This is a genomic window from Rhodothermales bacterium, assembly GCA_041391505.1.
In the GTDB taxonomy this organism is placed as follows: domain Bacteria; phylum Bacteroidota; class Rhodothermia; order Rhodothermales; family JAHQVL01; genus JAWKNW01.
On sequence record JAWKNW010000005.1, the window covers coordinates 127,396 to 150,158 of the forward strand.

Below are 22,763 nucleotides of genomic sequence, written 5' to 3' on the forward strand. Positions count from 1 at the left end.
ATGTGCGATGCGGGATGCAGGATGCGGGATGCAGGATGCGGGATGCAGGATGTGGGGATGCAGGATGCGGGATGCAGGATGAGCGATGCGGGATGATGGCTTGAGGCCTGGCATCCCGCATCGCCCATCTTGTCTGGGCTAGCGGGCGTGGACGAGCATCCGTTGCAGGGCCTCCGTCTCGCCGCGGGCGCGGACAACGAAGAGGCCTGGCGCGAGCGATGCGCCATCCACGGCGATGCGGTGGCGGACGCCGGCCTCCAGCGTGCCGGCGAATAACGTCCCGATTTCCCGCCCGAGGACGTCGTACAGGCTCACCTGCACGACCTGGTCGCGGTCGACCGTGATGACGACTTCGCCGCGCTCGGTGAACGGGTTGGGGTAGGCGCTCTCGATGGCGAAGACGAGCGGGACGGCCTCCATCGCGAGCGAGGCATCGACGGCGCCCGTTTTGGAAGCAGACGACGGGTCGATCACACTGAACGACAGGCTGTACGTGGCGCCGACGGCGCCCGTGAAGCTGGTCCCGCCATAGGGCGTGGCGCGCACCTCGTGCGAGCCGGTCGCCGGCGTCCACGCGCTGTAGTTGCCCGAAGCATCACCGCCGATCGCGAAGGGCGCCAGGGATTCCTTGCGGTAGGTATCGTTCGTGTCGTAACCGAAAATCAGGCTTTTCGTGAGGGAGTTTACGTTGGCCCGAATGTTGAGGCTGCGGGTCGGCAGCGTGGCGAGGTTGAGCGTCGCGCCGGCAGGGATCGGGTCGTAGCCGGCGATCGGCAGATCGGTCACCGCGTTGATAAGCGTCAGGCTGGTCACGGCCGGCGCATCGCCCGGAGGCGGTGGCGGATCCTCGCCGCCTTCGCGCGGGCTTTCCGCGGGGCCGGCGCCGGTGGGGGTGAAGCCGGCGTCGGTGGTGAGGACGATCTTATCGACATACGCTTCGTCCTTCTGCATCCACACGTTGATGGTGTGTGTGCCGGCGCTGTTGACGCCCAGCGTGGCCGTACTCGAAGTCAGACGCGTGCGGGTCCACGTCCACGTGTTGTAGGTGTTGGTCACCATAAACGACGCGGCGTTGGAGGACTGCCCATTGAGTCCTACATGTACCCGGTTGTCATCAGCGTTATTCGCCCACATCCGCAGCCACACGTAGTAGGTGCCGGTGGTGCCGAACGACACGTCAAAGATCATCTCCGGGCTGGTGTTGACAAACGAATAGAGGTTTTTATTCAGATCCGGAAGGGCCGCCATCGCGCCATCGCCGCTGAAGCCGGTTTTATCGGATTTGAGGAGCCATTCCTGGCCGCCGCGTGGGATGGAGGCGGCGTAGTGTTCGGCTTCTATGACCACCTGGCCCCCGGATTCCAGGAAGGCGCCGGCGGTGGATGGAGGCGGCGGAGGCGGTGGCGGGTCAACCGGACCGTCGAGCGGATCACCCACGATGGCCACCCAGTCTTTGGTCGTCTCCGAAGGCGGGCTACCGATCGATTTGACGCCCGGTCCGGACACCGACGTGACCGTCCCGTTTTTCAGCGCGCCGCCCGTGCGCGGATTATACCACTGGACGGGGTAGGTCTTGACGGTAGCGCCGAGGTCGAGCGTGGTGGTACCTCCGTTCGGCAGGTATACCGCGTAAATGGAGCCTGTTTTGGCGAAGACGCGGTTCGAGTAGAGCGGGGCGAGGCCGCTTTTGGGCTCCATGTCCTGAAAGGGCAGGTACGCTGTAAAGAACGTGTGGGCGATGGTGGATTGCTCCCAGAGGAAGTCGTACCGCCGGAAGTCCTCCAGTTCCAGGTCACGTTTATCGACATCGAACCCGAGGTACCAGTCGAACCCGGCGCCGCCGGCCATGAGGCTGCCCCACATCTCGGATTTTCGGACGGCCTCCATGTTGGACTCGTCCGGCCGTACGCCTCCGTTCCACCCGCAGCATTCGTCCAGCGTGATGATCCACGGCCGGCCGGCGTCGGTGGAGTAGTCGCGCCATTCGGTAATGCGGTTGTAGGTTTTGTCGCCGGCGACATCCCATTCGCCATCGTGAATCTGGAAGGAGATGCCGCTGTAGGCAGGGTTACCCAGGAGGGGGCCGTAGATGAGCAGGTATTTGTCCGTGCCGGCCTGCGAGTGCATCGTGATGATGCTCTTGTACGGGTCGTTCGCGTTGATGTACCCCGTAAACGCGATGCGCTGCGCATCCGTGTTGCCTATGCCCTCGATCTTGTGCTCCTCGCCCAGATTCCATTTCAGGTTGTGGTGCCCGAAGCGGGCGATCATCTCCCGGTAGTAGAGCTTGCGCTGGAGGCCGAGGTCTCCGCCATCAAGCAAAAACTCATTCCCCAGTTCCTGTAGGACGACATGGAGCAGGATGCCCTTGTTGTTCATGTGGGTGAAGAGGATCTCCCACTGATCGAGTTTGGACACGTCGAAGCGGTAGCGCTCTTCGTAGGCCGTCCAGGGCCAGACATCCTTGCCGTCGCCCTCGACGTTCATTGTGATAAAAAACTGCGAGTTGATGCCTTCGCCGGCGAGGTAGTTCATGGCGCCGACGATCCCCTTGCCTTTCCCTCCTTTCCAGGATGGATCGCCCGTCTTCCAGTCCTGGATGTGGGCGCTGTACGTTTTGAGGTGGTCGCCGGCGAAGTTGAAGGTCCCGTCGAAGTCAGGATCCCCGAGCAGGTTTTCCGGGCTGCCTGAACCGTTTTCGATAAACCAGTCCCCGTTGTCGAGCTTCATGTAGTGTTTGCCGGCGTAGCGGAGCCGACCCCGCGCGCGGAAGTCGTCGCCGGTTTTGTCCGTCCCCGCGATGGTAAACGAGCCGGAGGTGCCGTTGAACGAGGTCGGCGTGCCGGCGGAGGTGCTGACGGCGATGTCGGTGCCGGTGACGAAGGATACGCTGTAGTTCCACGTTCCGGTTTCGTCCGGCGTGAAGTGGACGCGCCACTTGGCGCCGCTCGTGGCGCTGGTTTCGCCGGCGTTGCCGTCGGCCGCGTAGTAGCCGGGTACGACGTAGGTCTTGGAGCCTTTGGTAAACGTGACGTTAAGGCGGTAATTCCGGAACGGGTTGGGGCTGGCGGTTTCGGAGGTCGAGGGGCCGTCGAACGTGAGGGTGACGGTATGCCACTTTTTCAACTCGCCGGTGACGGTCACCGCCTGTTGGTCCGGCGCCGGCGCGGCGTCATCGAAGGATGCGGCGCCCGCCCGGGATGGCATGGCGCACCAGAGGAGGATAAAAACGGTCAGCCATCCCGAGGCGACCGGCGGACGATGTAGCACGTTGAGCATGATCGTGTAAGTCGACGTGAAGCACGGCCACGGCCGCGCATCGAAAGGACGAAGTGCAGGCGTCGATGACACACGCAGATCCAAGTTCGGTGTAAAACACCGGCAAGGTTGCGATGCGAAACGGGTCGTTGTTGTAAGGAAATGCCGACTGCAGCCGGGGGATAAGATACGACAGCGCCGCCCGGAGCGTAACGTTCTATTTTTGCAGCACGATCAACTGCGAAGTCGAGAAGTAGGCGCCATGTGCCTGGATGAAATAGCGACCGCTCGGCAGCGCGCCGGCGTCGAGGCGGAACAGCCGGGCCTCCTGGGCGGGCATCTCGCCGTCGAAGATCGTGGCGACCCGCCGGCCTAACAGGTCGTACAGCGCAATCGTCACCGGCTGTGGACGCGAGACGGTCAGCGTAAACTGGGTCTGTGGATTAAACGGGTTCGGCGAGGCCGGCGACAGCGCGTAGCTGGCCGTGAGATCTACCCGCGCCGATGCGGTGTGGCTGTAGGCGAAGGCGCCGTCGAAATCGATCTGCTTCAGCCGGAAGGTGTGCGACCCGGGGGCGAGCTGCGGCGTCCGGAATCGGTAGACATGGGCGTCGCTGGAGGTGCCGTGACCCGACACGAAGTCGACGGTCTCGAACGTGTGGTCGCGCTGCATTTGCACCTCGAAGCCGGCGTTGTTCAGTTCGCTGGCGGTGGTCCAGACCAGATCGACCGCCCCGCCGTCGGCCACGGCGTCGAAGGACGTCAACGCGACGGGCAGGTGGGTACCCGGGATATCGGTGCGAATCGGGACGCCGACGACGGCCACCCAGTCGAGCTCGGGATCCTCCGGGGGATCCCCGATGGTTTTGACGCCCGGGCCGCTGACGTTGGTCTTGGAGCCGGTCTGCAGATTGCCGCCGGTGCGGGGGTTGTACCAGTAGATCGGATACGTCTTGCTGGTCGACCCGAGGTCCAGCGTGGTCGTGCCGCCGTTGGGGAGATAGACGACATAGAGCGACCCCGGAATGGCGAGCACCCGGTTCTGATAGTCCGGCGTGAGGCCGGTCTGGGCCTTCAACTCCTGGAACGGGACGAACGTCGTGAAGAACGTATGGGCGTGGGTGGACTGGGTCCAGAGGAAATCGTAGATCCGGAAGTCCTGGAGGTTGAGGTCGCGTTTTTGTTCGGTGGTGAAGCCGAGATACCAGTCGTAGCCGGCGCCGCCGGCCATCAGGCTGCCCCACATCTCGGAGTGGCGGACGGCGTCCATATTGCTCGTGTCGGGCTCGACGCCCGAGTTCCAGCCGCAGCACTCGTCGAGCGTGACAATCCAGGGATGGCCGGCGTCCGTGGAGCGACCGATCCAGTCCTTGATGAAGTTGTACGTCTTGTCGCCGGCGACATCGAATTCGCCGCCGTGCACCTGCAGCGACATGCCGCTGAACGCTTCGTTGCCCAGCAGCGGCCCATAGATCGCGATGTAGAACGTCGTGCCCGATTGCGAATGCATGGTGATGACATGCTTGTACGGGTCGGTCGCACTGATGTACGCCACATACGCCTGGCGCTGGGCGTCCGTGTTGCCGATTCCTTCGATCTTGTGCTCCTCGCCCAGATTCCATTTGAGTGGATGATGGGCGAAGCGCGCGATGATCTCGCGGTAATAGAGCCGGCGCTGGGGCCCCAGTTCGCCGCCGTCGAGCAGAAACTCGTTCCCCAGTTCCTGGAGGACGACGTGGAGCAGGATGCCTTTTTCGCTCATGTGAGAAAAGATGATTTCCCACTGATCCAGCTTCGAGACGTCGAAGCGGTAGCGCTCGGTGTAGGCCGTCCAGGGCCAGACATCCTTGCCGTCGCCTTCGACGTTCATCGTGATGAAGAACTGGCTGTTGATCCCCTTGCCGGCGAGGTAGTTCATCGCGCCGATGATCCCTTTGCCCTTGCTGCCCTTCCAGGTGGGGTCGCCCGCCTGCCAGTCCTGGAGGTGGGCGCTGTAGGTTTTCAGGTGATCGCCGGCGAAGTTGTAGGTGCCGTCGATCTCCGGATCGGCGAGCAGGTTTTCCGGGCTTCCCGAGCCATTCTCCAGAAACCAGTCGCCGTTATCGAGCCGCATGTACCGCGTGTCGGCATACCGCGGCATCCCGACGGCGCGGAAGTCTCGCCCTTCCTTGTCGGTGTCGGTCACGGTGAAGGAGCCCGTGAGGCCGTGAAACGCCGTCGGCGCGCCGCCGGACGCGTCGTCGGCGATGGCAATGTCCGGGCCTTCGACGAACGAGATTTCGTAGGTCCACACCCCGGTTTCGTCAGGCACGAAATGCGCGCGCCAGACCGAGCCGGCGATGGCGCTGGTCTCGGCGGCGTTGCCGTCCGCCGCGAAGTATCCGGGCACGACGTACGAGGTGCCGTTATGGGTGAAGGTGACGTCGAGCCGGTAGTTGAGAAAGGGGTTGTACGCATCCACCTCGGAGGCCGCCGGCCCGTCCATTTGCAGCGTGATGGGATGCCAGAGGCGCTTTTCGCCGAGGATCTGAACGCCCTGCCGGCTCGGGACCGGCCGGCAGCGGGCGCTCAGAACGAAGAAGGGGGCCATGCATACCAGCGCAAAGGCGGCATAACGGCGAAGGGCCTGGCGCCGGATGGCGTAGGGAACCGAGGCGACAGAGTAGCCGGTTACGGTCATGGGCTCTCGGAGCCTTGCGCTCCGCGGGAATAGGCCTGAAGGGCGTCGTGGCGCGATACAAAACGACGAGCCATGGTACATCCCGAGGTAGGGGATGCGTATGCGCCAAACCGACAGACCTGATGGGAGCTTTGTAGCAACTTGGTGTGGACGAATTGCCGGCCCGAGGATGTAACCGATTGACGTATCCGGGGTACTAAAGGGCGTCCTTTTAAATCATCCGGTACGATCATCATGACGGACAAGCGCCATCCATCGAACGAGACCGATCTACGCAGCCGGCTGACCCCGGAGCAGTATCACGTGACGCAGGAGAAGGGGACCGAGCGTGCATTCACCGGCGTGTACTGGGACAACAAGGACGCCGGCATGTATCGCTGCGTCGTGTGCAACGAGCCGCTCTTCGATGCGGACACGAAATACGATTCCGGCTCGGGCTGGCCGAGTTTTTACCAGCCGACGGACCGCAAGAAGGTGAAGGAGCACGCCGACTTCAGCCACGGCATGCATCGCGTGGAGGTGACCTGCACGTCGTGCGGCGCCCACCTCGGCCATGTCTTCAACGACGGCCCCAACCCCACCGGGCTCCGTTATTGCATCAACTCCGCCGCGCTGGATTTCGAGAAAAAGGAGTAAGGGGGAGGGGGAGCGCCCTTCGGGCGCGGTCACTGGTCATTGCGCCCTTCGGGCGCGGTCACTGGTCATTGCGCCCTTCGGGCGCGGTCACTGGTCATGGCGCCCTTTGGGCGCGGTCACTGGTCATGGCGCCCTTTGGGCGCGGTCGTTACGCCCTTTGGGCGCGGTCACTGGTCATGGCGCCCTTCGGGCGCGGTCGTTACGCCCTTTGGGCGCGGTCACTGGTCATTGGTCATCGGGCGCTGGTATAGTGAGCCAGCATGGAGCGACGCATTCGACCAATGACCGCGAGCGTAGCGAGCCATGTTCCTGAAGCCTAGTGCCCAGTGCCCAGTGACCAATGACAGCGAGCGTAGCGAGCCCTGACAGCTCGCGTAGCGAGCCCCGCCGGCCGTTCAGAGATTCCCCCTGAGCGCCTGTTCACGCTCGATGGCTTCGAAGAGGGCCTTGAAGTTGCCTTTGCCGAACGAGCGGGCGCCTTTGCGCTGGATCAGTTCGTAAAAGACGGTCGGGCGGTCTTCCACGGGTTTGGTAAAGATCTGGAGCAGGTAGCCTTCATCGTCGCGGTCGACCAGGATGCCGAGGTCGCGGAGCGCGCCCAGGTTTTCGTCGATGGATCCCACGCGTTCCTGCAGGTCGTCGTAGTAGGTGGTCGGGACGTGCAGGAACTCGACGCCGCGGTTACGGAGTTCGGTGACGGTGTGCAGGATATCGTTCGTGGCGAGCGCCACGTGCTGTGCGCCGGCGCCCTGGTAGAAATCGAGGTATTCCTCGATCTGGCTCTTCTTTTTCCCCTCCGCCGGCTCGTTGATCGGGAATTTGATCCGCTCGTTCCCATTCGACATCACCTTGGACATCAGTGCCGAATATTCGGTCGAAATGTCCTTGTCGTCGAAAGATACGAGCTGCTTGAAGCCCATCACGTGCCCGTAAAAGTCGACCATCCGGTTCATGTCCCCGAGATCGACGTTGCCGACGACGTGGTCGACGTACTCCAGTCCGATCGGGGCCGGCTTCCAGTACGGATTCTCGCGGGCCTCGAAGCCGGGCATGAACAGCCCCCGGTAGGCCTTGCGTTCCACAAATGTATGGATCGTGTCGCCATAGGCGGCGATGGACGCCGTGACGATATGACCGTGTTCATCTTCGTCCACCGTGACCTCACGCACGGGAACGGCGCCCCGGCTCACCGTGGCTTCGAACGATTTCGCGGCGTCGTCCACCCAGAGGGCGATGTCCCGTATCCCGTCGCCGTGCCGATAGATGTGGTCGGCGATGAAATTGCCGGGGCGCAGCGGCGTCGTGAGGATGAGCCGGATCTTGCCCTGCTGGAGCAGATAGCTGGCCGTGGCCCGATAGCCGGTTTCGGGGCCCCGGTAGCCGATCAACTGGAAACCGAAGGCGCTCTGGTAATAATGAGCCGCCTGTTTCGCGTTGCCGACATAATATTCGACATAGTCCGTGCCGTTGATCGGCAAAAAATCCTCTTCGACGCCGGCCGTCGGTTCGTCCAGTACGGAATGGGTAGTCATGATGCTCGGGTTCTATCCTGGCGCGTAGCACAAGCTTCGGTGTTCGGGAAGCGCTTCCAACGGGAAGGGGTATGCGTACGCGTGGTTATCAAGGGATGCAGGGGCAACAACTATTCCTCGCCGGCCGGCCTCGCCTGGGGGCGATCTGGCATCGGGCCGGTTGGTGCTTATAGTTGCTGTAGCAACTAATCGGGAGCCAGGTTTGATCCCGAAACCGCCAAAGATTGCCCGCTTGCGGGCCGGCGCGTATCATCCAGCGTTCTTTTCCTACAGCGTGAATCGTACGATGCTGGACTACGCGAATACGAAGAACTTCGGGGCGTACCTCGATCAGACCTACAAGATCATCAAACAACAGTACCAGCGTGCGTTCCGGCACGCCGGCATCGACATCACGCCCGAGCAATGGATCGTGCTGTCGAACCTGTACGAGAAAGACGGGCCCACCCAGAAAGACCTCGCCGGCCACAGCTTCAAGCACGCGGCGACGCTATCCCGCATTGTCGACCTCCTCGGCCGCCGCGGCTTGCTAGAGCGACGGCCCGACGACGCCGATAAACGAAGTTACCGGATCTATCTCACCGATGCCGGCCGCGTCCTCGTAGAGCAGGCCTTCCCGGTCGTTCTCGAACTGCGCCGGGTGGGGTGGAAGGGGAACAGCGATGCCGACTACGAGCAGCTCGTGCGCATCCTGAACACGGTTTGCGATAATTTCATGTCGGAAACCTGACCGTCGCCGGGCCCCGAATCGGATCAATCCGGTGCACCAAGAATACACCGCACACGCTATTTCGACGCCGGCCCCGAGCGTCGTGGTCTTCTCATCCTGTCGCGCATGCAACTCTGGAGTGTCTTAAAACGTCGGTATTTGTTGGATCGGGCGTGGATGAAGGTCCGCGAAGATCATGTTCGGCTCCCCAACGGGCATGAGATCGAAGAATTTCACGTGGTCGAATACCCCAACTGGGCGGCTTCGGTGTGTCTCGATACCGAAGGGCAGCTGGTGATGGTGGAGCAATATCGCCACGGGATCGGGCGTTTTAGTCTTGAGCTGCCGGCCGGCGTCATCGAGCCGGACGAGGATCCGTTCGATGGGGCGCGGCGCGAACTCGTGGAAGAGACGGGGTATACGTCGGCTGACTGGACCTTTCTCGGGCGGTGCTCGACGGATCCGAGCAACCATTCGAACTATGCCTACCTGTACCTGGCCCGCGATGCCAGCCCTTCCGCCGAGCAGGCGCTCGATCAGGAGGAGATGATCCGCGTGCACCGCATGCCCGCCGGCGACCTCCTGGAGGCGATGATGGACGGAGAAATCGTGCACGGGATCCACATGACCGCGTTGCTCTGGGCGATGCAGCGCGGGTTGCTTTGAAGCAATGGGGCGATTCGCCGCAATCAGTGACTTACCTTACCGACATGCCCCCTGGCCGCCATACATCCACGCTGACAGACGCTCGATGCCCGATGCGCGATGCAGCAAATCGCCTCGGATCGAATCCCGCGTCGGATGATCGGAGCGCGGGGGGGCCTGAGATCCGTACGTTAGGTACCCGGAATGCCGTGAAAAGGACGTTGATGCCGTTGTTAGGGTGGTTGGCATGCGGCCTCGTGGTTTTGGTCGGGATGCCAGGATGCGGGCCCGGGCACAACTATGTCATGGCCGATCTGCAGGTGGCCCGTTCGGGATGGGATTCCGTGCGGGTCACGCCGGTATTTGCCGAACGGACCCGCATGCGCGGCGACGAGCCGGTGGCCCCGGACAGCGTGGTGGTGTTTATGCTTGATGCCGCCTACGACACGCTGTACGCCGGCCCGAACGTCCCGCTCTACATCCCCGATGCCGATCTCGGCAGCGAGGAACGCATCCTGATCGATGTGTGCGGGACGGTGCAGGACTTTCTCGTGTGCGAACAGGCCTCGGTGCTGGCGTCTCCCAAACGCGTGCAGATCACGCCGGACCTCACGTACCCCCTCGAACAGGACGTGCAGCGCGGCACCTACGAACTGCCCATCGTGCTCGAGCGACAGGTCTACGACACCGAAAACTGGGAGCCGATACGCCCGAAACGCAGCCTGCGAGGCCGCCTCAAGGCCTATGTCGAAGGCCGGGAGAACGAGCCGGTGCAGGTCGCGTTCGCCCGCGAAAAGGGGAGCTTCGATCTGGGGCGCGACGCGAACTACCGCGACTTCAAGTTTGCGCTCGACTCGGAACTCCGCAATCGGCAGAGCGCCACCATCCGGTTTGACGTGTACCTGGATCTCGCCGGCATCGACGGCGCCATCGCGTCGCTCAGCCGCGCCGTGCGCGTGAAGACCAATGACGAGCGCCAGACGGAAGTCGGGCAGCTCGCCGAACGCGCCGCCGATCGCATCATTGAAATCATCGACCCGTTCGTCGACGACCGCAAGAGTGTTGCGTACGTCGACACCTGGCAGTTCAACGCGATACGCGGCATGTACACCGTGGAGATGGAGGTCAGCTGGAGCAGCACTACGTTCGTGCGCAGCGCCTACCGCATCCGCGGCACGCTCGAAGTGGCCGAGGATGGTTCGAGCGGCAGCTTCAAGCTGGCCGACGGCGATCGAAACGGCCTGCGCCGCTGGCAATCCCGGGTCAGCGGCGACCGGATCGACATCGGGGCGCTCTCCGTGGATCGCGTGCCCGTCATCGACGCCGGCTTATACGATGCCGTGGAGGGGTTGCTCATCATCGAGGCCGAGCACTTCGACGCCAACGAGCCGGCGCGGGGCCAGCTCTGGCAGAAGCGCACCGATATCGCCGGCTACCAGGGCGAAGGCGCCATGGTCGCCCTCCCGGATCACCGGCGGGTGATCGAGGCGCCCGACCGGCACGGAAGCCCGGAACTGGTGTACGGGGTGCGGTTCGATCGCGCCGGCACGTATTATGTCTGGCTGCGCGTCTGGGCGGAGGGGACCGACGACAACTCGGTGCACGTAGGGCTCGACGGCGTGGCGCAGCGCTCCGCGCTGCGGATCGAGACGCAGCGGTACGATCGCTGGCAATGGACGGGAGACGTGCGCGGCCGGCGCAGCGCGGCGATGCTGGACGTGGACCGTCCCGGTATGCACACCTTGCACCTCTGGATGCGCGAGGACGGGTTGTACGTCGACCAGATCCTGCTCACCACCGATCCCCGTTTCGAGCCCGAAGACCGGGGGTATCTCGAAAGCGGGCGCGTCGAGCCGGAAGACCAGACCGTGGAAGCCGCCGTGGTGCCGTCGTTCAACGGCCGGCGCTGATCAGGTCCCGGTATCGGTAGTGTCTGCCGGCCGACCCTGCTGCAGGAGGCGGAATCGGATCGGAAGGCGCATCTTGACGCGGACCAGCTCGCCGTTCTGCCGGCCCGGAACGAACCGGGTCCCCCGGATGGCGCTCACCGCCACGGAATCGCACGCCGGATGGAGCGCCTGGAGCACCGTGATGTGGCTCGTCGTTCCATCTTCCTCCACCACGAATTCGATCACCGTGCGGCCCTGCGCGTTGTCCTTGAGCGCTTCGGCCGGATAGTGGATATTGAGATACAGCGCCCCGATGCCGCCCTCGATCTGGGGCGATTGATCGGCGAACTCCAGGATCGGGCGCTGGGTCATGCGCTTGAGATCGACCGCGCGCGAAACGGGCTCCGGGATGATGGCTTCCGGCTCATCGCCCTTCGTATCCTCCTCCTTTTTCTCCGTCTCCTCGGCGTCCTCCGGCTCGGCGTCGAACGTCGTAATGAGTCCGCCCTCGATCTCCCGTTTCTCGATGATTTCCTCGGGAGCCGGCTGCAGCTCGATGTCATTTCGATAGGACGCCGTGCGCCACCCCTGATAGGCTTCGCCCGGCGCCCAGGGGATGCGGAAGACGAGCGTCGTCACCAGCAGCGCCAGCGTCCACCCGAGCGCCATGCGGAACGGGGCGTGGCCCATCAGCGTGGCGTCGCAGGGACGTTTGCCTTCGAGGCGGATTCGGGACACTATCTGGCGCGAAGCCGTGGGTGCGGGCATGGCCGGCATCGGGTTGGTCTATGCTGGAGACGAATCTCGGATCGAATTGTTGCCGGTAGCGAACTGTAAGGGTCGGGCCCGCGTTCAGGGCACATGGGGAGGGGGGATACGAGATACGGGATGCAAGATGCAGGATCATCGATCCAGGGCAAAATTGCCGGCAAACATCCTGCATCTTGCATCCAACATCTTGCATCCAACATCCTGCATCCTGCATCCAACATCCTGCATCTTGCATCCAACATCCCGCACCCATCGATCGCCGCGCAAACCTGCGCCATGTCACGTGCCACGAACGCATCGTGACCGCCTCCTGACCTTAAAGGCTATTTTTTGGGACATTGGGTACCATGAACGCGCTTTTCCTCGAAAAAAAGACGGACGGTATGGACGCCCGGGTGCGCCCGGTGGCCGATGACGCGTGGCCCGCCGGCGACGTGACGGTGCGCATCGCCTACTCGTCCATCAACTACAAGGATGCGCTCGCCGTCACCGGGCGCGGCAAGATCGTGCGCGGCGCGTTTCCGTTTATCCCGGGGATCGACTTCGCCGGCGAGGTGATCGGTTCGGACGATCCGCGCTACCCCGTCGGCCGCGCCGTGATCGGCACCGGCTGGGGGATCGGCGAGGAGCGGTGGGGCGGTTACAGCCAGCTCCAGCGCGTGGAGGCCTCGATGCTGGTGCCGCTGCCCGAGGCCATGACGCCCTTCGAGGCCATGGCCGCCGGCACCGCCGGCCTCACGGCCATGTTATCCGCCCTCGCGCTCGAACGACACGGCGTGGCGCCGGATGCCGGCCCCATCGTCGTGACCGGGGCAACCGGCGGGGTGGGCAGCTTTTCCGTCCGCATCCTGTCGTCCCTCGGCTACGCCGTCACGGCCTCGACGGGCAAGGCGGACGCCGGACCCTACCTGCGCGATCTCGGCGCGGCGGAGGTCATCGGAAGAGACGAGCTGGGGCAGGGGCCTCGCCGGCCGCTCGATGCCGGGCGATGGGCCGGCGCGGTCGACTCGGTCGGCGGCAACACGCTCGCCGCGATCCTCAGCCAGACGGCGCGGCACGGCTGCGTGGCCGCGTGCGGCCTCGCCGGCGCGGCGGAGTTCTCCACGACGGTGTTCCCCTTCATCCTTCGCGGCGTCACCCTGCAGGGCATCGACTCGAATACCTGCACGTACGCCGATCGCGTGGAGGCCTGGGACCGTCTCAGCGCGTTGCCCCGCAGCGAAACGTTCGAGCGCCACCTCCAAACGGTGCCGCTTTCCGGCGTGCCGGCGGCCTGCGAGGCCCTGATGCGCGGAGGCGTGACGGGGCGATTTGTCGTAGACGTAAACGGCTGAACGCATGGGCACGATCTCATTCTGGCAGCATCGCAACGCCGGCCCGGTCCAATCCACCGACGTGGCGGTCGTCGGCGGCGGCATCGTCGGGGCCTCCACCGCTTACTGGCTGGGGCAGCTTCGCCCCTCCCTGCGCGTGGCCCTCGTCGACGCCGGCGCCCTCGCCAGCGGGGCCAGCGGACGTAATGCCGGGTTTTTGCTCCAGGGTTCTGCCTCCGACTATGCCTCGGACATCGAGCGGTATGGAAACGACGTCGCCGCCTATCTCTGGCGCATCTCCGGCGAGAATCGGGCATGGGTCGAACGCGCGTTCGACGGTGAACGGTTCGATCTGGCCCGGACGGGGAGCCTGACCGTCGCCGGCACGCCCGACGAGGCGGAGCGGCTCCTGCGCTCGGCGAACCTTCTCCGCGAGCAGGGCGAGCCGGTGCAGTTTCTCGATGCCGACGCGTTGCACCGGCGCATCCAGGCAAACGGGTTTTACGGGGGGATGTACGTGCCGACCGGCGGTACGGTCGACTCGGTTCGCCTCGTGCGCGCCATCGCCGGCGCGAGCGGCGCGAACCTGCTCGAGCATCGGCGGGTGGTGCGGGCGGACTGGGATGGGAGTCGGGTGTCGCTGGAAACGCCGGGCGGACGCATCGAGGCCGGCCAGACGGTGTTCGCGCTCAACGCGTACGGCCCCGGTCTTTTTCCCTGGATGAGCGCGTATGTGCGTCCGGTCCGCGCGCAGATGCTGGCCACCGCCCCGGTGCCCGTCTGGCTGAACGAGCCCGTCTATTCGCACGAAGGATTCTACTACATCCGCCAGATGCCCGACGGCCGGCTGCTGGTGGGCGGCGCGCGCCACCTGTTCGCCGACGTCGAGGTCGGTCTCGAGGACGCCGTCACGCCGGCGCTGCAACAGGCGCTCGTAGCGTATGTCGAGGCGCATTTTCCGGTGGCGGGCGCGCTGCGGGTGGAGCGGCCCTGGAGCGGCACGATGGGGTTTTCTCCGGATCATCTGCCCGTGATCGGCGCGGTGCCGGACATGCCGGGTTCCTTCTGGGCCGGCGGGCTGACGGGGCACGGCATGGGCTACGGCTTTCGCATCGGGCGGATGCTGGCCGAACGCGTCCTCGGGCTTCCCGCCGACGCGGAAGATCGCTATTTTGATGCGCGGCGTTTCGAAGGCGGCTGAATCCTCCGGCCTTCCCCTGCGTATCCGTCGCCATCCATCCACCCCACCCTCATTGCCACCACCGAACCCTCCCATGCGTGTCCGTACGATGCTTCCTCGCAGCCTCGCACTCGCGGCGTTGACGTTCTTCCTTCTCGATGCCTCCGCCCAGGTGCGACCGCGCGCCGGGATCGATTTCGCCGTCGGCGTGCCCGTGGGTGACTTCTCCGACAGCGTAGGGCATCCCGGTTTCGGGATCAGCGGGATGGGGCTGCTGCAGTTCGGCTCCTCGCCGGCGATGCTCGGGATAGACCTCGGCTACCTCGTCTACGGGTTCGAGCGCCGGACCGAGCCGTTCAGCACCACGATCCCGGACGTCCGCGTCCGCGTCGAAACCACGAACAATATCGCGCTGGGCCACCTCTTCTTTCGCTTCCAGCCCACGGCAAACCGCGTCCAGCCCTACGCGCAGGCGCTGCTCGGATTCAAATACCTCTTCACCCAGACGTCCATCAAGGACATCGGGTCCGACGAGGATGTGGCCTCATCGACCAACTTCGACGATATCGCGGCCAGCTACGGCATCGGCGCCGGCGTAGATTTCGTCCTCGGCAGCACCACCAGCGAGACGGGTCACACGACCTCCTTCCTCCTGCATGTCGGGGCGGACTATCTCCTCGGAGGCAATGCCTCGTACCTCAAACGCGGCTCGATCCGGCGCGAAAACGGCCAGGTGACGTTCGACGTGCTGGAATCGCGCACCGACGTGGTGCTGCCCCGCATCGGCGTCGACTTCACGTTCTAGGCGAGGCCTGGCTCCGTCGGGACAGTTTATCCTGCAGCCGGCGTTTGACGTCTTCCCACTCGGTGTCGACGATGCTGAAATAGACGGTGTCGCGCACGCGTCCGCCGGCGACGACCATGTGGTTTCGGAACGTCCCTTCCTCCTTCGCACCCAGGCGCAGGATGGCCCGTCGCGAGGTTTCGTTGAGCACGTCGGTTTTGAGTTCGACGCGCTGGCAGCCGAGCGATTCGAAGGCGTAGGTGAGCAGCAGGAGTTTGGTCTCCGTATTGACGGCCGTACGCTGCCAGGGTCGGCCGATCCACGTCCACCCGATCTCCAACCGCCTGTTAGCCAGGTCGACGGCGCCGTACCGGGTGCTGCCGACGACGGTGTCGGTCGCCCGCTCGACGATCACGAACGGCAACATCTCGCCCGGTCCCTGCCCTCGAAGGCGACCTGCAGGTACGCCTCCAGGTCGTCCCGGTTCGTCACCTGGCGCGGGTTCCAGGTCCATAACGCCGGATCGAGGCCTACGGCGCAAAGGGCGTCCAGGTGGTCGGGTTGTAGGGGGGCGAGGCGCACGTGGTCGCCGGCGAGGGGCGTATCCGGATAGGCGATGCGGGGCATGCGTGGTCAGGCTTCCTGTTGGAAGTGGCAGATGATGTTTTTCAGCACGAAGTCGTCGTAGGTATCCGTCCCCAGCGGATTCGGGGCGGCGTGCACTTCGAATTCGTTCGATCCGTCGTTCAGCAGGGCTCCCGAGATGTTGATCGTCTGCGTGAACCAGTGTCCCGGGTCGGCGCCGCGGGCGGGTTCGACCCGGCCGGCGAACTTGTTGTTGATCTTGATCTGGGGTCCCTGCGTCGCGGCGGTCAAGCCGCGCACCATGAACGTGATGATGGCGTGCCCGGTCGAACGGCGGCCGCCGGTGTTGAACTGGGTTTCGAAAATGGGATGATGTCCGCTGTCGCCTATGACGAGGCCGGTGCCGACGCCGTGGATGATGGTGAAGTCTGAGACTACAGGCATGATGGTGCTCTTTTGGGTGATGGGGGATATGCCATCATGCGGCAATCCTGACGTGCTCCCGTCATCGCGTCAGCCGAACGTCGTGCGAGCCACCCCGATCAGGCGCCTGCCCCCGTCTTCTTCCCGGTAGAGCCCGTGCGCGAACGCCGACTCGCCGGACGGGGCGGCTTCGGAAACGATGCGATCGCCCAGGTGGGCCTCGGCCTTGAAGTCGATCTCCAAGCTACGCAGCGCGCCGGCCTGCGGAGGGAGCGCGTGCAGCGCCCAGCCGGCGAAACAGACGTTGTTGGCGTGACCGTTCGGGTCCAGGTCTCCCGGATACACGGTGAACGCGGCGGCATGCGTCGCCACGGGCGGCGGTACCCGTTTCGGAAACGGATCGGCGATGGGGCGCTCGGCGTCGGGCAGCGGGATGGCGTCGATGAACGCCGGCAGCCGGATCGGGCGCCGGCGTTCAATGTCGATCATCACCCACGCGCTGGCGCCCGCAACGAGGAGGGCGCCGTTGCCGTCCCGCACGAGAAACTCGCGCCAGGCCAGGAGGCCGTTGTGCCCCGAGGGCCAGGTGTCCACCGTCACCGTGTCGCCCCAGACCGGCAGGCGATCGATCCGCACGTGCAGCCGGTTCAGCATCCACGTGAGTCCCGGCTGCTGCGTCACCGAGACGCCGAGGGCCTGGGCGTGGTTGCCGGCGACTTCCTGCAGGTAGTTGCACAGCGAGGCGATCGTCAGACGCTGATCGGGGCCGGCTTCGTAGGCGCGGACGCGAAACGACTCGCGCCAGATCCGTGGATCGGTAGGATGCGACACGGTCAGTTCTGGCTGGATGAGCCGCTTTCCGTCGCGGCCTCGGGGTAGAGCACGGCGCGGACGTAGTCGCTCTCGTTGAAATAGGCTTGCGCGGCCGCCCGGATATCGTCCGAATCAATGGCCTCGATCATGTCTTCGTAATGAAGCACGTCCAGCCAGGGCTCGTCCGGATGCGTGCTGTAGAAGTCGAGGATGCCGGTCCAGAAGCCGTTCGTTTCTTTCTGGGTTTCGCGGGATCGGCGCTGCTGTTCCTTGATCTTGGCGAGGTTCTCGTCCGATGCGCCGGTGTTTTTTAATGCGGCGATCTGATCGAATACCGCGCCGATCAGCTCGTCGACGCGCTGCGGATCGCAGGTAAAGCTCACCGAGATCTGATACGCCGGCTTCGGCTTCTCATCCACGCTGGATTGCGCGGAGACGCTGTAGACGCCGCCGCGCGCCTCCCGCAGGTCCTCCCGCAGCAGGATGTTGAAGACGTCGACGAGCGACCGGATCGCGTGGCGGTTTTCGCGGGTGTAGTCGAAGTCGCCATGAAAGAGCAACAGCACCTGGCTCTGGTCCGCGATGCCCTTGCGGACCGACACGTTCACGACGCCGTCCTGCAGCTCGGGCTCGACATCGCGCCAGGTTTCGCCGCGCCCGGTGGACGGGAGGCTGCCGAGATAGGTCACCGCGAGGTCCTCGAGCTGGGCGGGGTCGAAGTGGCCGACAAACGAAAAAATGAAGTCGCCGGCGTCCGCGAAGCGGTCTTCGTAGAACCGGTGCGCGGCCTCCATGTCGAGCGACTCGACCATGTCGAGCGTGGGGATCTGCACGCGCGGGTGGTTATGGTAGAGGGCTTGCAGCAGCGAGTCCTGAAAGACGCCCTGCGGCGTGGCGGCCCGGTTGGGCAGGTAGGCGCGCATTCGGTTCTGGTAGGAGGTCAGCGCCGAGCTATCGACCCGTGAATCCGTGAAGTACAGATGGATGAGCTGGAAGAGCGTTTCCAGGTCCGCCGGCGAGGCGCCGCCGCCCAGGCCTTCTTCGTAGGCGCCGATAAACGGCTGAACCGAGACGACCTTGCCCGAGAGCGCCTTGTCGAGTTCGATCGGATCGAACGGACCGACGCCGCTCTGCCCGACCAGCATCGTCGCGCTCGAGGCGGTGAAATAGGCGTCGTCGTCCGCCAGCGAGGTGCCGCCCGGGCTCGACGCGTTGAAGCGGACTTCATCCTCCTTGAAATCGGTCGGCTTCATGTACACCCGTATGCCGTTCGACAGGGTAAGCTGCGTCACGTCCAGTTCCTCGATCCGGGCGCGTTCGACGACACGGCCGGGCTCCGGCATTGCCGCCATCAGGGGCGCGTCGCTCACGGCGTCCACCCAGGGCTCGACCGGTTCCGCTTCGACGCGCTGGAAGACGGCTGCGAGCTGGGCTTCGGTAGGCGGCGTCAGGCCGGCTTTCTCCGGCATCGTCACGATGATGACGCGGTTCCGCTCCGCCAGCAGCTCGGCGGCGCGGCGATTTACGTCGTCCAGCGTAATGCCGGGCATGAGTTCGCGCACCAGATCGTACTCATAGGCGATGCCGGGCGTGGGTTCGGCTTCGAGGAAATACGAGACGTATTCGTTGGCGAAGCTGGAGGACTGGGTGTTCTCACGCTCGTTGTAGGCGCGTTCGTAGGCGCGAAGGGTCTCCTGTTTATCGCGCATGAGTTCGGTGGCCGTAAATCCGTACTCGCGGACACGCCGCGCCTCCTGAAGGAGGGCCTGGAGGCCGACGAGCACGCTGTCGTCCTGTACCTGCGCGCCGAGGCTGTGGTAGGCGGACGAGCGAACCATGCTGCCCTGGGAAACGCTGGCGCCCACGAACGGCGGCGCCGGCTGCTGGGCGATTTCGCTGAGCCGCTTGTTCAGCATGCTGTTGAACAGGCCGGCGACGATCCGCTTGCGGTAGTCGGCCTCGGTCATGAATTGCTGGGCGTCGCGCTTGTAGTAGGTGGCGACGGTCGTGAACGGGTACTCGGGGTCCGTCACGATGGCGTAAAGCGGCTGCTCGTGCCCTGGCACAGGATAGGTTGCCCGTTCGCGGGGTGTGGCCGGTGAGGGCAGATTGCTAAAATGCGCCTGGATTTCCGCCTCCATCGCGTCGATGTCGATGTCACCCACGATGACGACGGCCATCAGATCCGGGCGGTACCAGCTGCGGTAGAAGCGTTCGATGGCTTCGCGCGGCGCATGGCGCAGGGTGGTGGTGTCCCCGATCGGGATGCGTTCCACATAGCGCGAGCCGTGGAGGAGGACGGGTAACGTCTGCTCGCGGATGCGGCCGCCGGCGTTCTGGGTGCTGCGGCGCCACTCCTCGACCACCACGCCGCGCTCCTTGTCGACCTCTTCCGGGTCGAGGGTCGCGTAGGCGGCCCAGTCTTCGAGCACGTCGAACGACTTCGCCAGGATCGAAGCGCTATCGGCGGGCAGCGTCAGTTCGTAGACCGTCTCGTCGAAGGACGTATAGGCGTTGACGTCGGCGCCGAAACGCATGCCGGTGCGCTCCAGGAAGTCCACCAGCTCGCTTTTTTCGAAGCGGCGGGTGCCGTTGAAGAGCATGTGTTCGAGGAAGTGGGCGAGTCCGCGCTGGTCGTCATCCTCGAGGAGGGAGCCGGCGTTGATGGCCAGGCGCATCTCCACGCGGTTGCGGGGCTCTTCGTTGTGCCGGATGAAATAGCGGAGCCCGTTCGGCAGCCGGCCCGCCCGTACGGCCGGGTCGAGCGGGAGCGAGTCTGCGCCTGCCGGCATAATCGCGACAGTCGGCGCGGGTTGGCTCGCCACGGTCGAAACCGGCTGCGGATCGGTCGAGGCGCAGGCGCCGGCGAGGAGGAGCGAAAAAAAGAGCGAATATCGGGCGACGTTCATGCGCACGGAAGGGCTGTACGCCGGCCAGGCCGGCTGATGAAACATATCGGATCTCAACGCGCAAAAGGATGGGCTGTTCTGGAACTAGGTTCGTTCGTGGATCCGCGTGTATGGTTTATGTGCACGCTGGCCGATCCTTCGGATAGAACCCTGAAGCTTGCATACCCCGCAATCTCCTCGCGAGTCACATCGCGCTAGTCCGTTGCTGTACTACAAGAAACACGAAATCGACCCGAATCGGGACTGGGTGGTGTTCGTTCACGGCGCCGGCGGGAGTTCGTCCATCTGGTTCAAGCAGCTCCGGGCCTACAACGCGCATTTCAACGTGCTGCTGGTCGATCTTCGGGGCCACGGCAAATCCCAGGACCATGTCGATCAGCGTCACCCCGGGACGTATTCGTTCGAGGAGATCAGCCGGGAGATTGTGGATGTGCTCGACGACGCCGGCATCCAGCGCGCGCATTTCATCGGCATCTCGCTCGGATCGCTGATCATCCGGGTATTGGGGGAGATGGCGCCGGATCGGGTGCAGTCTGCCGTCCTCGGCGGCGCGATCGTTCGGCTGGATTTTCGATCCCGCTTCCTGGTCGGCGTCGGCAACCTGTTCAAGCGGGTGATGCCGTATCTGTGGTTGTACAGCCTCTTCGCGTGGATCATCATGCCCCGGAAGCGGCATCGCGAGTCGCGCCTGCTGTTCATCAACGAGGCGCGCAAGCTCTGCCAGAAGGAGTTTCTCCGGTGGTTCAAGCTGACGTACGAGTTGAGTCCGTTATTGAGGTTCTACCGCGAACGCGAGCTGCCGGCGCCGACGTTGTATCTGATGGGGGAGGAGGACCATCTCTTTCTCCCACCCGTGCGGGCCCTCGTGGCCCGGCACAAGAACAGCGTGCTGCAAATCATCGAAAACTCGGGCCACGTCTGCAATGTCGACCAGCCCGACGTGTTTAACGACCTCTCCATTGCCTTTCTCCGCCGCGTGAGCGGCCGTTCCGTCGCGGCGGCTTAATATCGCCGCCGGTGCGTCGATCCCTTCCTTACGCCACCTGCGCGTACCACACCGGACCCACGATCCCGCCACCCCCGCGGTCCGTTCGCGCCATCCGCCATCGCTATCCATCGACGGTATGAATCCCTATTCCGCCGGCGACGACGCAGCAGCGTCCGCCGCCCTCGCCACGGTCGAACCCGCGTCCGTTCGTCTCAGAAAGCATCGCCCGGATGCAGAACCCCCCGTCACGCCGTACGCTCCGGAAGCCTGTCAGGAAGTGCTGAACCGCGTTCCGAAGTCGTTGCGCGGGATGGACTTGCTCAAGGGTGTCGCCAAGGCGCTGCGCAGCCTCGACGAGGGTCCTCGAGCGTCGATCACCCTCCATCTCGAGGCGTTGGTGCGGCACATGACCCACATCGACGCGAGCGACCTGGACATGGGCGGAGACTCTTGCCGGGGCAATGTATGGTACCGCATCCACGGCGACAAAAAGCCGCACGGCAAGCTGGGCAACTATTCGCCGGCGGAGTGCAACGTGTTCTTTCTGAACATGCTGAGCGAGGTACAGACGATGAACCTGCTCAAGAACTACGCGGTCGACTTCTCTTACCAGCTCCAGGCCGGCAAGGACAACGGCGAGTGGCACCGGTTTCGAATGACGATCTATTTCGACAACGACAACCTCGCGCTCAACGTCCGGTCGATCACGAACGAGCTGCGCGACCTGGAGTCGCTCGGTTTCCATCCTACCATCCAGAAAGGGCTTCTCTTCGAGCACGTCCGCGACGGCCTGACCCTGGTCACCGGCGTGACCGGTTCCGGGAAGAGCACGACGCTGGATGCCATCGTGGACGCCAACAACCGCCGCACCCCGGGGCACATCGTGATCATCGGCGAGCCGATTGAATTCATGCACGCGTCGAAGCGTTGCATCGTGCGGCACCGTGAAGTCGGTAAGGACGTCGGCTCCTTCAGTGACGGCGTCGTGCAGTCGCTGCGTCAGGACCCGGACATCATCGTCATCGGTGAAATGCGGGATCCGAAGACGATTTCGGCCGCGATCGAAGTGACGGACTCCGGCCACAAGGTCTTCTCCACCCTGCATACCAGTTCCGCCATCGAAAGCGTCGCGCGTATCGTCGGCGAATATGCGACGGAGGAGCAGGAGCGCATCCGCTACCGCCTGGCCGACGTGCTCCGTTGCATCATCAGCCAGAAGCTGCTGCCGACGACCAGTGGGGGCCGGATTATGGCCAAGGAGGTGCTCTGGGTGACGCCGTCCGTCCGCGCCGCCATCAAGAGCAACAACGTCAACGAGATCTACCAGATGATGTGGGAAGGCCGCGCCCAGGGCCAGGTGACGCTGGAGCAGGACCTGGCGATGCTGCTCAAGGCCGGTAAAATCTCCAGCGAGACGGCGATGAACTACGCCAACAACAAGAAGCGGCTGCAGCAAATCCTGGGCATGGCGTAAAGCCAGGGAGATGATGCATGCCGTCGATCGAATGGCAAGAGCCCCAACAAGCCCCGCACTTCAGTGCGGGGTAGGCAAAAGGCCATCACGCGATGCCGTATGCCGCGGTGTAACCTCGCCGGCTCGGGACGCGTCATGCCCCCAACGCGATCCCATCCCCCATCGAGCCGTCCC

General features: G+C 64.2%; 18 protein-coding genes. 9 read left to right on the plus strand and 9 right to left on the minus strand.

Annotated features, from left to right (window positions below; all coding sequences use genetic code 11):
• Positions 1 to 138: 138 nt before the first annotated feature.
• Together R2834_07220 and R2834_07225 are read right to left on the minus strand one after the other, a co-directional pair.
• A complete protein-coding gene (locus tag R2834_07220; protein ID MEZ4700104.1) occupies positions 139 to 3,279 on the minus strand; it encodes a DUF5060 domain-containing protein in 3,141 nt (1,046 codons plus the stop codon).
• A 196-nt stretch (positions 3,280 to 3,475) separates the two neighbouring features.
• Positions 3,476 to 5,938 (minus strand): DUF5060 domain-containing protein, encoded by a 2,463-nt coding sequence (locus R2834_07225; protein ID MEZ4700105.1) that lies wholly within the window; start codon positions 5,936 to 5,938, stop codon positions 3,476 to 3,478.
• Positions 5,939 to 6,172: 234 nt separating this feature from the next.
• Between R2834_07225 and msrB the strand changes: the two genes are divergently transcribed.
• Positions 6,173 to 6,574 carry a peptide-methionine (R)-S-oxide reductase MsrB gene (gene msrB, locus R2834_07230; GenBank protein MEZ4700106.1) on the plus strand — a complete coding sequence of 134 codons (402 nt, stop codon included), beginning with the start codon at positions 6,173 to 6,175 and terminating at the stop codon, positions 6,572 to 6,574.
• 395 nt (positions 6,575 to 6,969) lie between these two features.
• Here msrB and hppD read toward each other — a convergent pair whose 3' ends face one another.
• On the minus strand, positions 6,970 to 8,106 hold the full coding sequence (gene hppD / locus R2834_07235; protein ID MEZ4700107.1) for a 4-hydroxyphenylpyruvate dioxygenase: 1,137 nt from the start codon (positions 8,104 to 8,106) through the stop codon (positions 6,970 to 6,972).
• Between the two features lie 274 nt (positions 8,107 to 8,380).
• Between hppD and R2834_07240 the strand changes: the two genes are divergently transcribed.
• The 3 genes from R2834_07240 to R2834_07250 all read left to right on the plus strand — a co-directional run bounded on the left by R2834_07240 (position 8,381) and on the right by R2834_07250 (position 11,370).
• Entirely contained in the window at positions 8,381 to 8,836 is a 456-nt protein-coding gene (locus R2834_07240; GenBank protein ID MEZ4700108.1) for a MarR family transcriptional regulator, read from the plus strand.
• 156 nt (positions 8,837 to 8,992) lie between these two features.
• Positions 8,993 to 9,481 carry an NUDIX hydrolase gene (locus tag R2834_07245; GenBank protein MEZ4700109.1) on the plus strand — a complete coding sequence of 163 codons (489 nt, stop codon included), beginning with the start codon at positions 8,993 to 8,995 and terminating at the stop codon, positions 9,479 to 9,481.
• A gap of 284 nt (positions 9,482 to 9,765) precedes the next feature.
• Entirely contained in the window at positions 9,766 to 11,370 is a 1,605-nt protein-coding gene (locus tag R2834_07250) for a hypothetical protein (protein MEZ4700110.1), read from the plus strand.
• Here the strand turns inward: R2834_07250 and R2834_07255 are convergent, their stop codons facing one another.
• A complete protein-coding gene (locus R2834_07255; protein ID MEZ4700111.1) occupies positions 11,371 to 12,117 on the minus strand; it encodes an energy transducer TonB in 747 nt (248 codons plus the stop codon).
• Between the two features lie 350 nt (positions 12,118 to 12,467).
• Between R2834_07255 and R2834_07260 the strand changes: the two genes are divergently transcribed.
• The 3 genes from R2834_07260 (at position 12,468) to R2834_07270 (ending at position 15,418) form a co-directional block, all read left to right on the plus strand.
• Positions 12,468 to 13,454 (plus strand): MDR family oxidoreductase, encoded by a 987-nt coding sequence (locus R2834_07260; GenBank protein ID MEZ4700112.1) that lies wholly within the window; start codon positions 12,468 to 12,470, stop codon positions 13,452 to 13,454.
• A gap of 4 nt (positions 13,455 to 13,458) precedes the next feature.
• Entirely contained in the window at positions 13,459 to 14,634 is a 1,176-nt protein-coding gene (locus R2834_07265; protein MEZ4700113.1) for an FAD-binding oxidoreductase, read from the plus strand.
• 73 nt (positions 14,635 to 14,707) lie between these two features.
• Entirely contained in the window at positions 14,708 to 15,418 is a 711-nt protein-coding gene (locus R2834_07270) for a hypothetical protein (GenBank protein ID MEZ4700114.1), read from the plus strand.
• Here the strand turns inward: R2834_07270 and R2834_07275 are convergent.
• From R2834_07275 to R2834_07295, 5 genes are all read right to left on the minus strand, one after another.
• Entirely contained in the window at positions 15,408 to 15,824 is a 417-nt protein-coding gene (locus R2834_07275; GenBank protein MEZ4700115.1) for a GNAT family protein, read from the minus strand. The genes R2834_07270 and R2834_07275 overlap by 11 nt on opposite strands.
• Entirely contained in the window at positions 15,809 to 16,024 is a 216-nt protein-coding gene (locus tag R2834_07280; protein MEZ4700116.1) for a hypothetical protein, read from the minus strand. Before R2834_07280 ends, R2834_07275 begins: the two co-directional genes overlap by 16 nt.
• A 6-nt stretch (positions 16,025 to 16,030) precedes the next feature.
• Positions 16,031 to 16,426 (minus strand): hypothetical protein, encoded by a 396-nt coding sequence (locus tag R2834_07285; GenBank protein ID MEZ4700117.1) that lies wholly within the window; start codon positions 16,424 to 16,426, stop codon positions 16,031 to 16,033.
• A 69-nt stretch (positions 16,427 to 16,495) separates the two neighbouring features.
• Positions 16,496 to 17,236: a thioesterase gene (locus tag R2834_07290; protein ID MEZ4700118.1), complete on the minus strand. Its 741-nt coding sequence runs from the start codon at positions 17,234 to 17,236 to the stop codon at positions 16,496 to 16,498.
• Positions 17,237 to 17,238: 2 nt separating this feature from the next.
• Positions 17,239 to 20,127, minus strand: a complete 2,889-nt coding sequence (locus R2834_07295) for an insulinase family protein (protein ID MEZ4700119.1) — start codon at positions 20,125 to 20,127, stop codon at positions 17,239 to 17,241.
• A gap of 202 nt (positions 20,128 to 20,329) precedes the next feature.
• Between R2834_07295 and R2834_07300 the strand changes: the two genes are divergently transcribed.
• Entirely contained in the window at positions 20,330 to 21,133 is an 804-nt protein-coding gene (locus tag R2834_07300) for an alpha/beta hydrolase (protein ID MEZ4700120.1), read from the plus strand.
• A gap of 118 nt (positions 21,134 to 21,251) precedes the next feature.
• Positions 21,252 to 22,589 (plus strand): ATPase, T2SS/T4P/T4SS family, encoded by a 1,338-nt coding sequence (locus R2834_07305; protein ID MEZ4700121.1) that lies wholly within the window; start codon positions 21,252 to 21,254, stop codon positions 22,587 to 22,589.
• Positions 22,590 to 22,763 lie beyond the last annotated feature (174 nt).

Excerpts from the sequence above, each read along its gene's own strand:
- R2834_07270 (MEZ4700114.1), top strand. The coding sequence starts at position 14,708 with ATGCGTGTCCGTACGATGCTTCCTCGCAGCCTCGCACTCGCGGCGTTG.
- R2834_07250 (MEZ4700110.1), top strand. The coding sequence starts at position 9,766 with ATGGCCGATCTGCAGGTGGCCCGTTCGGGATGGGATTCCGTGCGGGTC.
- R2834_07295 (MEZ4700119.1), bottom strand. The coding sequence starts at position 20,127 with ATGAACGTCGCCCGATATTCGCTCTTTTTTTCGCTCCTCCTCGCCGGC.
- R2834_07285 (MEZ4700117.1), bottom strand. The coding sequence starts at position 16,426 with ATGCCTGTAGTCTCAGACTTCACCATCATCCACGGCGTCGGCACCGGC.
- R2834_07265 (MEZ4700113.1), top strand. The coding sequence starts at position 13,459 with ATGGGCACGATCTCATTCTGGCAGCATCGCAACGCCGGCCCGGTCCAA.
- msrB (MEZ4700106.1), top strand. The coding sequence starts at position 6,173 with ATGACGGACAAGCGCCATCCATCGAACGAGACCGATCTACGCAGCCGG.
- R2834_07275 (MEZ4700115.1), bottom strand. The coding sequence starts at position 15,824 with ATGTTGCCGTTCGTGATCGTCGAGCGGGCGACCGACACCGTCGTCGGC.
- R2834_07220 (MEZ4700104.1), bottom strand. The coding sequence starts at position 3,279 with ATGCTCAACGTGCTACATCGTCCGCCGGTCGCCTCGGGATGGCTGACC.
- R2834_07255 (MEZ4700111.1), bottom strand. The coding sequence starts at position 12,117 with ATGCCCGCACCCACGGCTTCGCGCCAGATAGTGTCCCGAATCCGCCTC.
- hppD (MEZ4700107.1), bottom strand. The coding sequence starts at position 8,106 with ATGACTACCCATTCCGTACTGGACGAACCGACGGCCGGCGTCGAAGAG.
- R2834_07260 (MEZ4700112.1), top strand. The coding sequence starts at position 12,468 with ATGAACGCGCTTTTCCTCGAAAAAAAGACGGACGGTATGGACGCCCGG.
- R2834_07305 (MEZ4700121.1), top strand. The coding sequence starts at position 21,252 with ATGAATCCCTATTCCGCCGGCGACGACGCAGCAGCGTCCGCCGCCCTC.
- R2834_07225 (MEZ4700105.1), bottom strand. The coding sequence starts at position 5,938 with ATGACCGTAACCGGCTACTCTGTCGCCTCGGTTCCCTACGCCATCCGG.
- R2834_07280 (MEZ4700116.1), bottom strand. The coding sequence starts at position 16,024 with ATGCCCCGCATCGCCTATCCGGATACGCCCCTCGCCGGCGACCACGTG.
- R2834_07245 (MEZ4700109.1), top strand. The coding sequence starts at position 8,993 with ATGAAGGTCCGCGAAGATCATGTTCGGCTCCCCAACGGGCATGAGATC.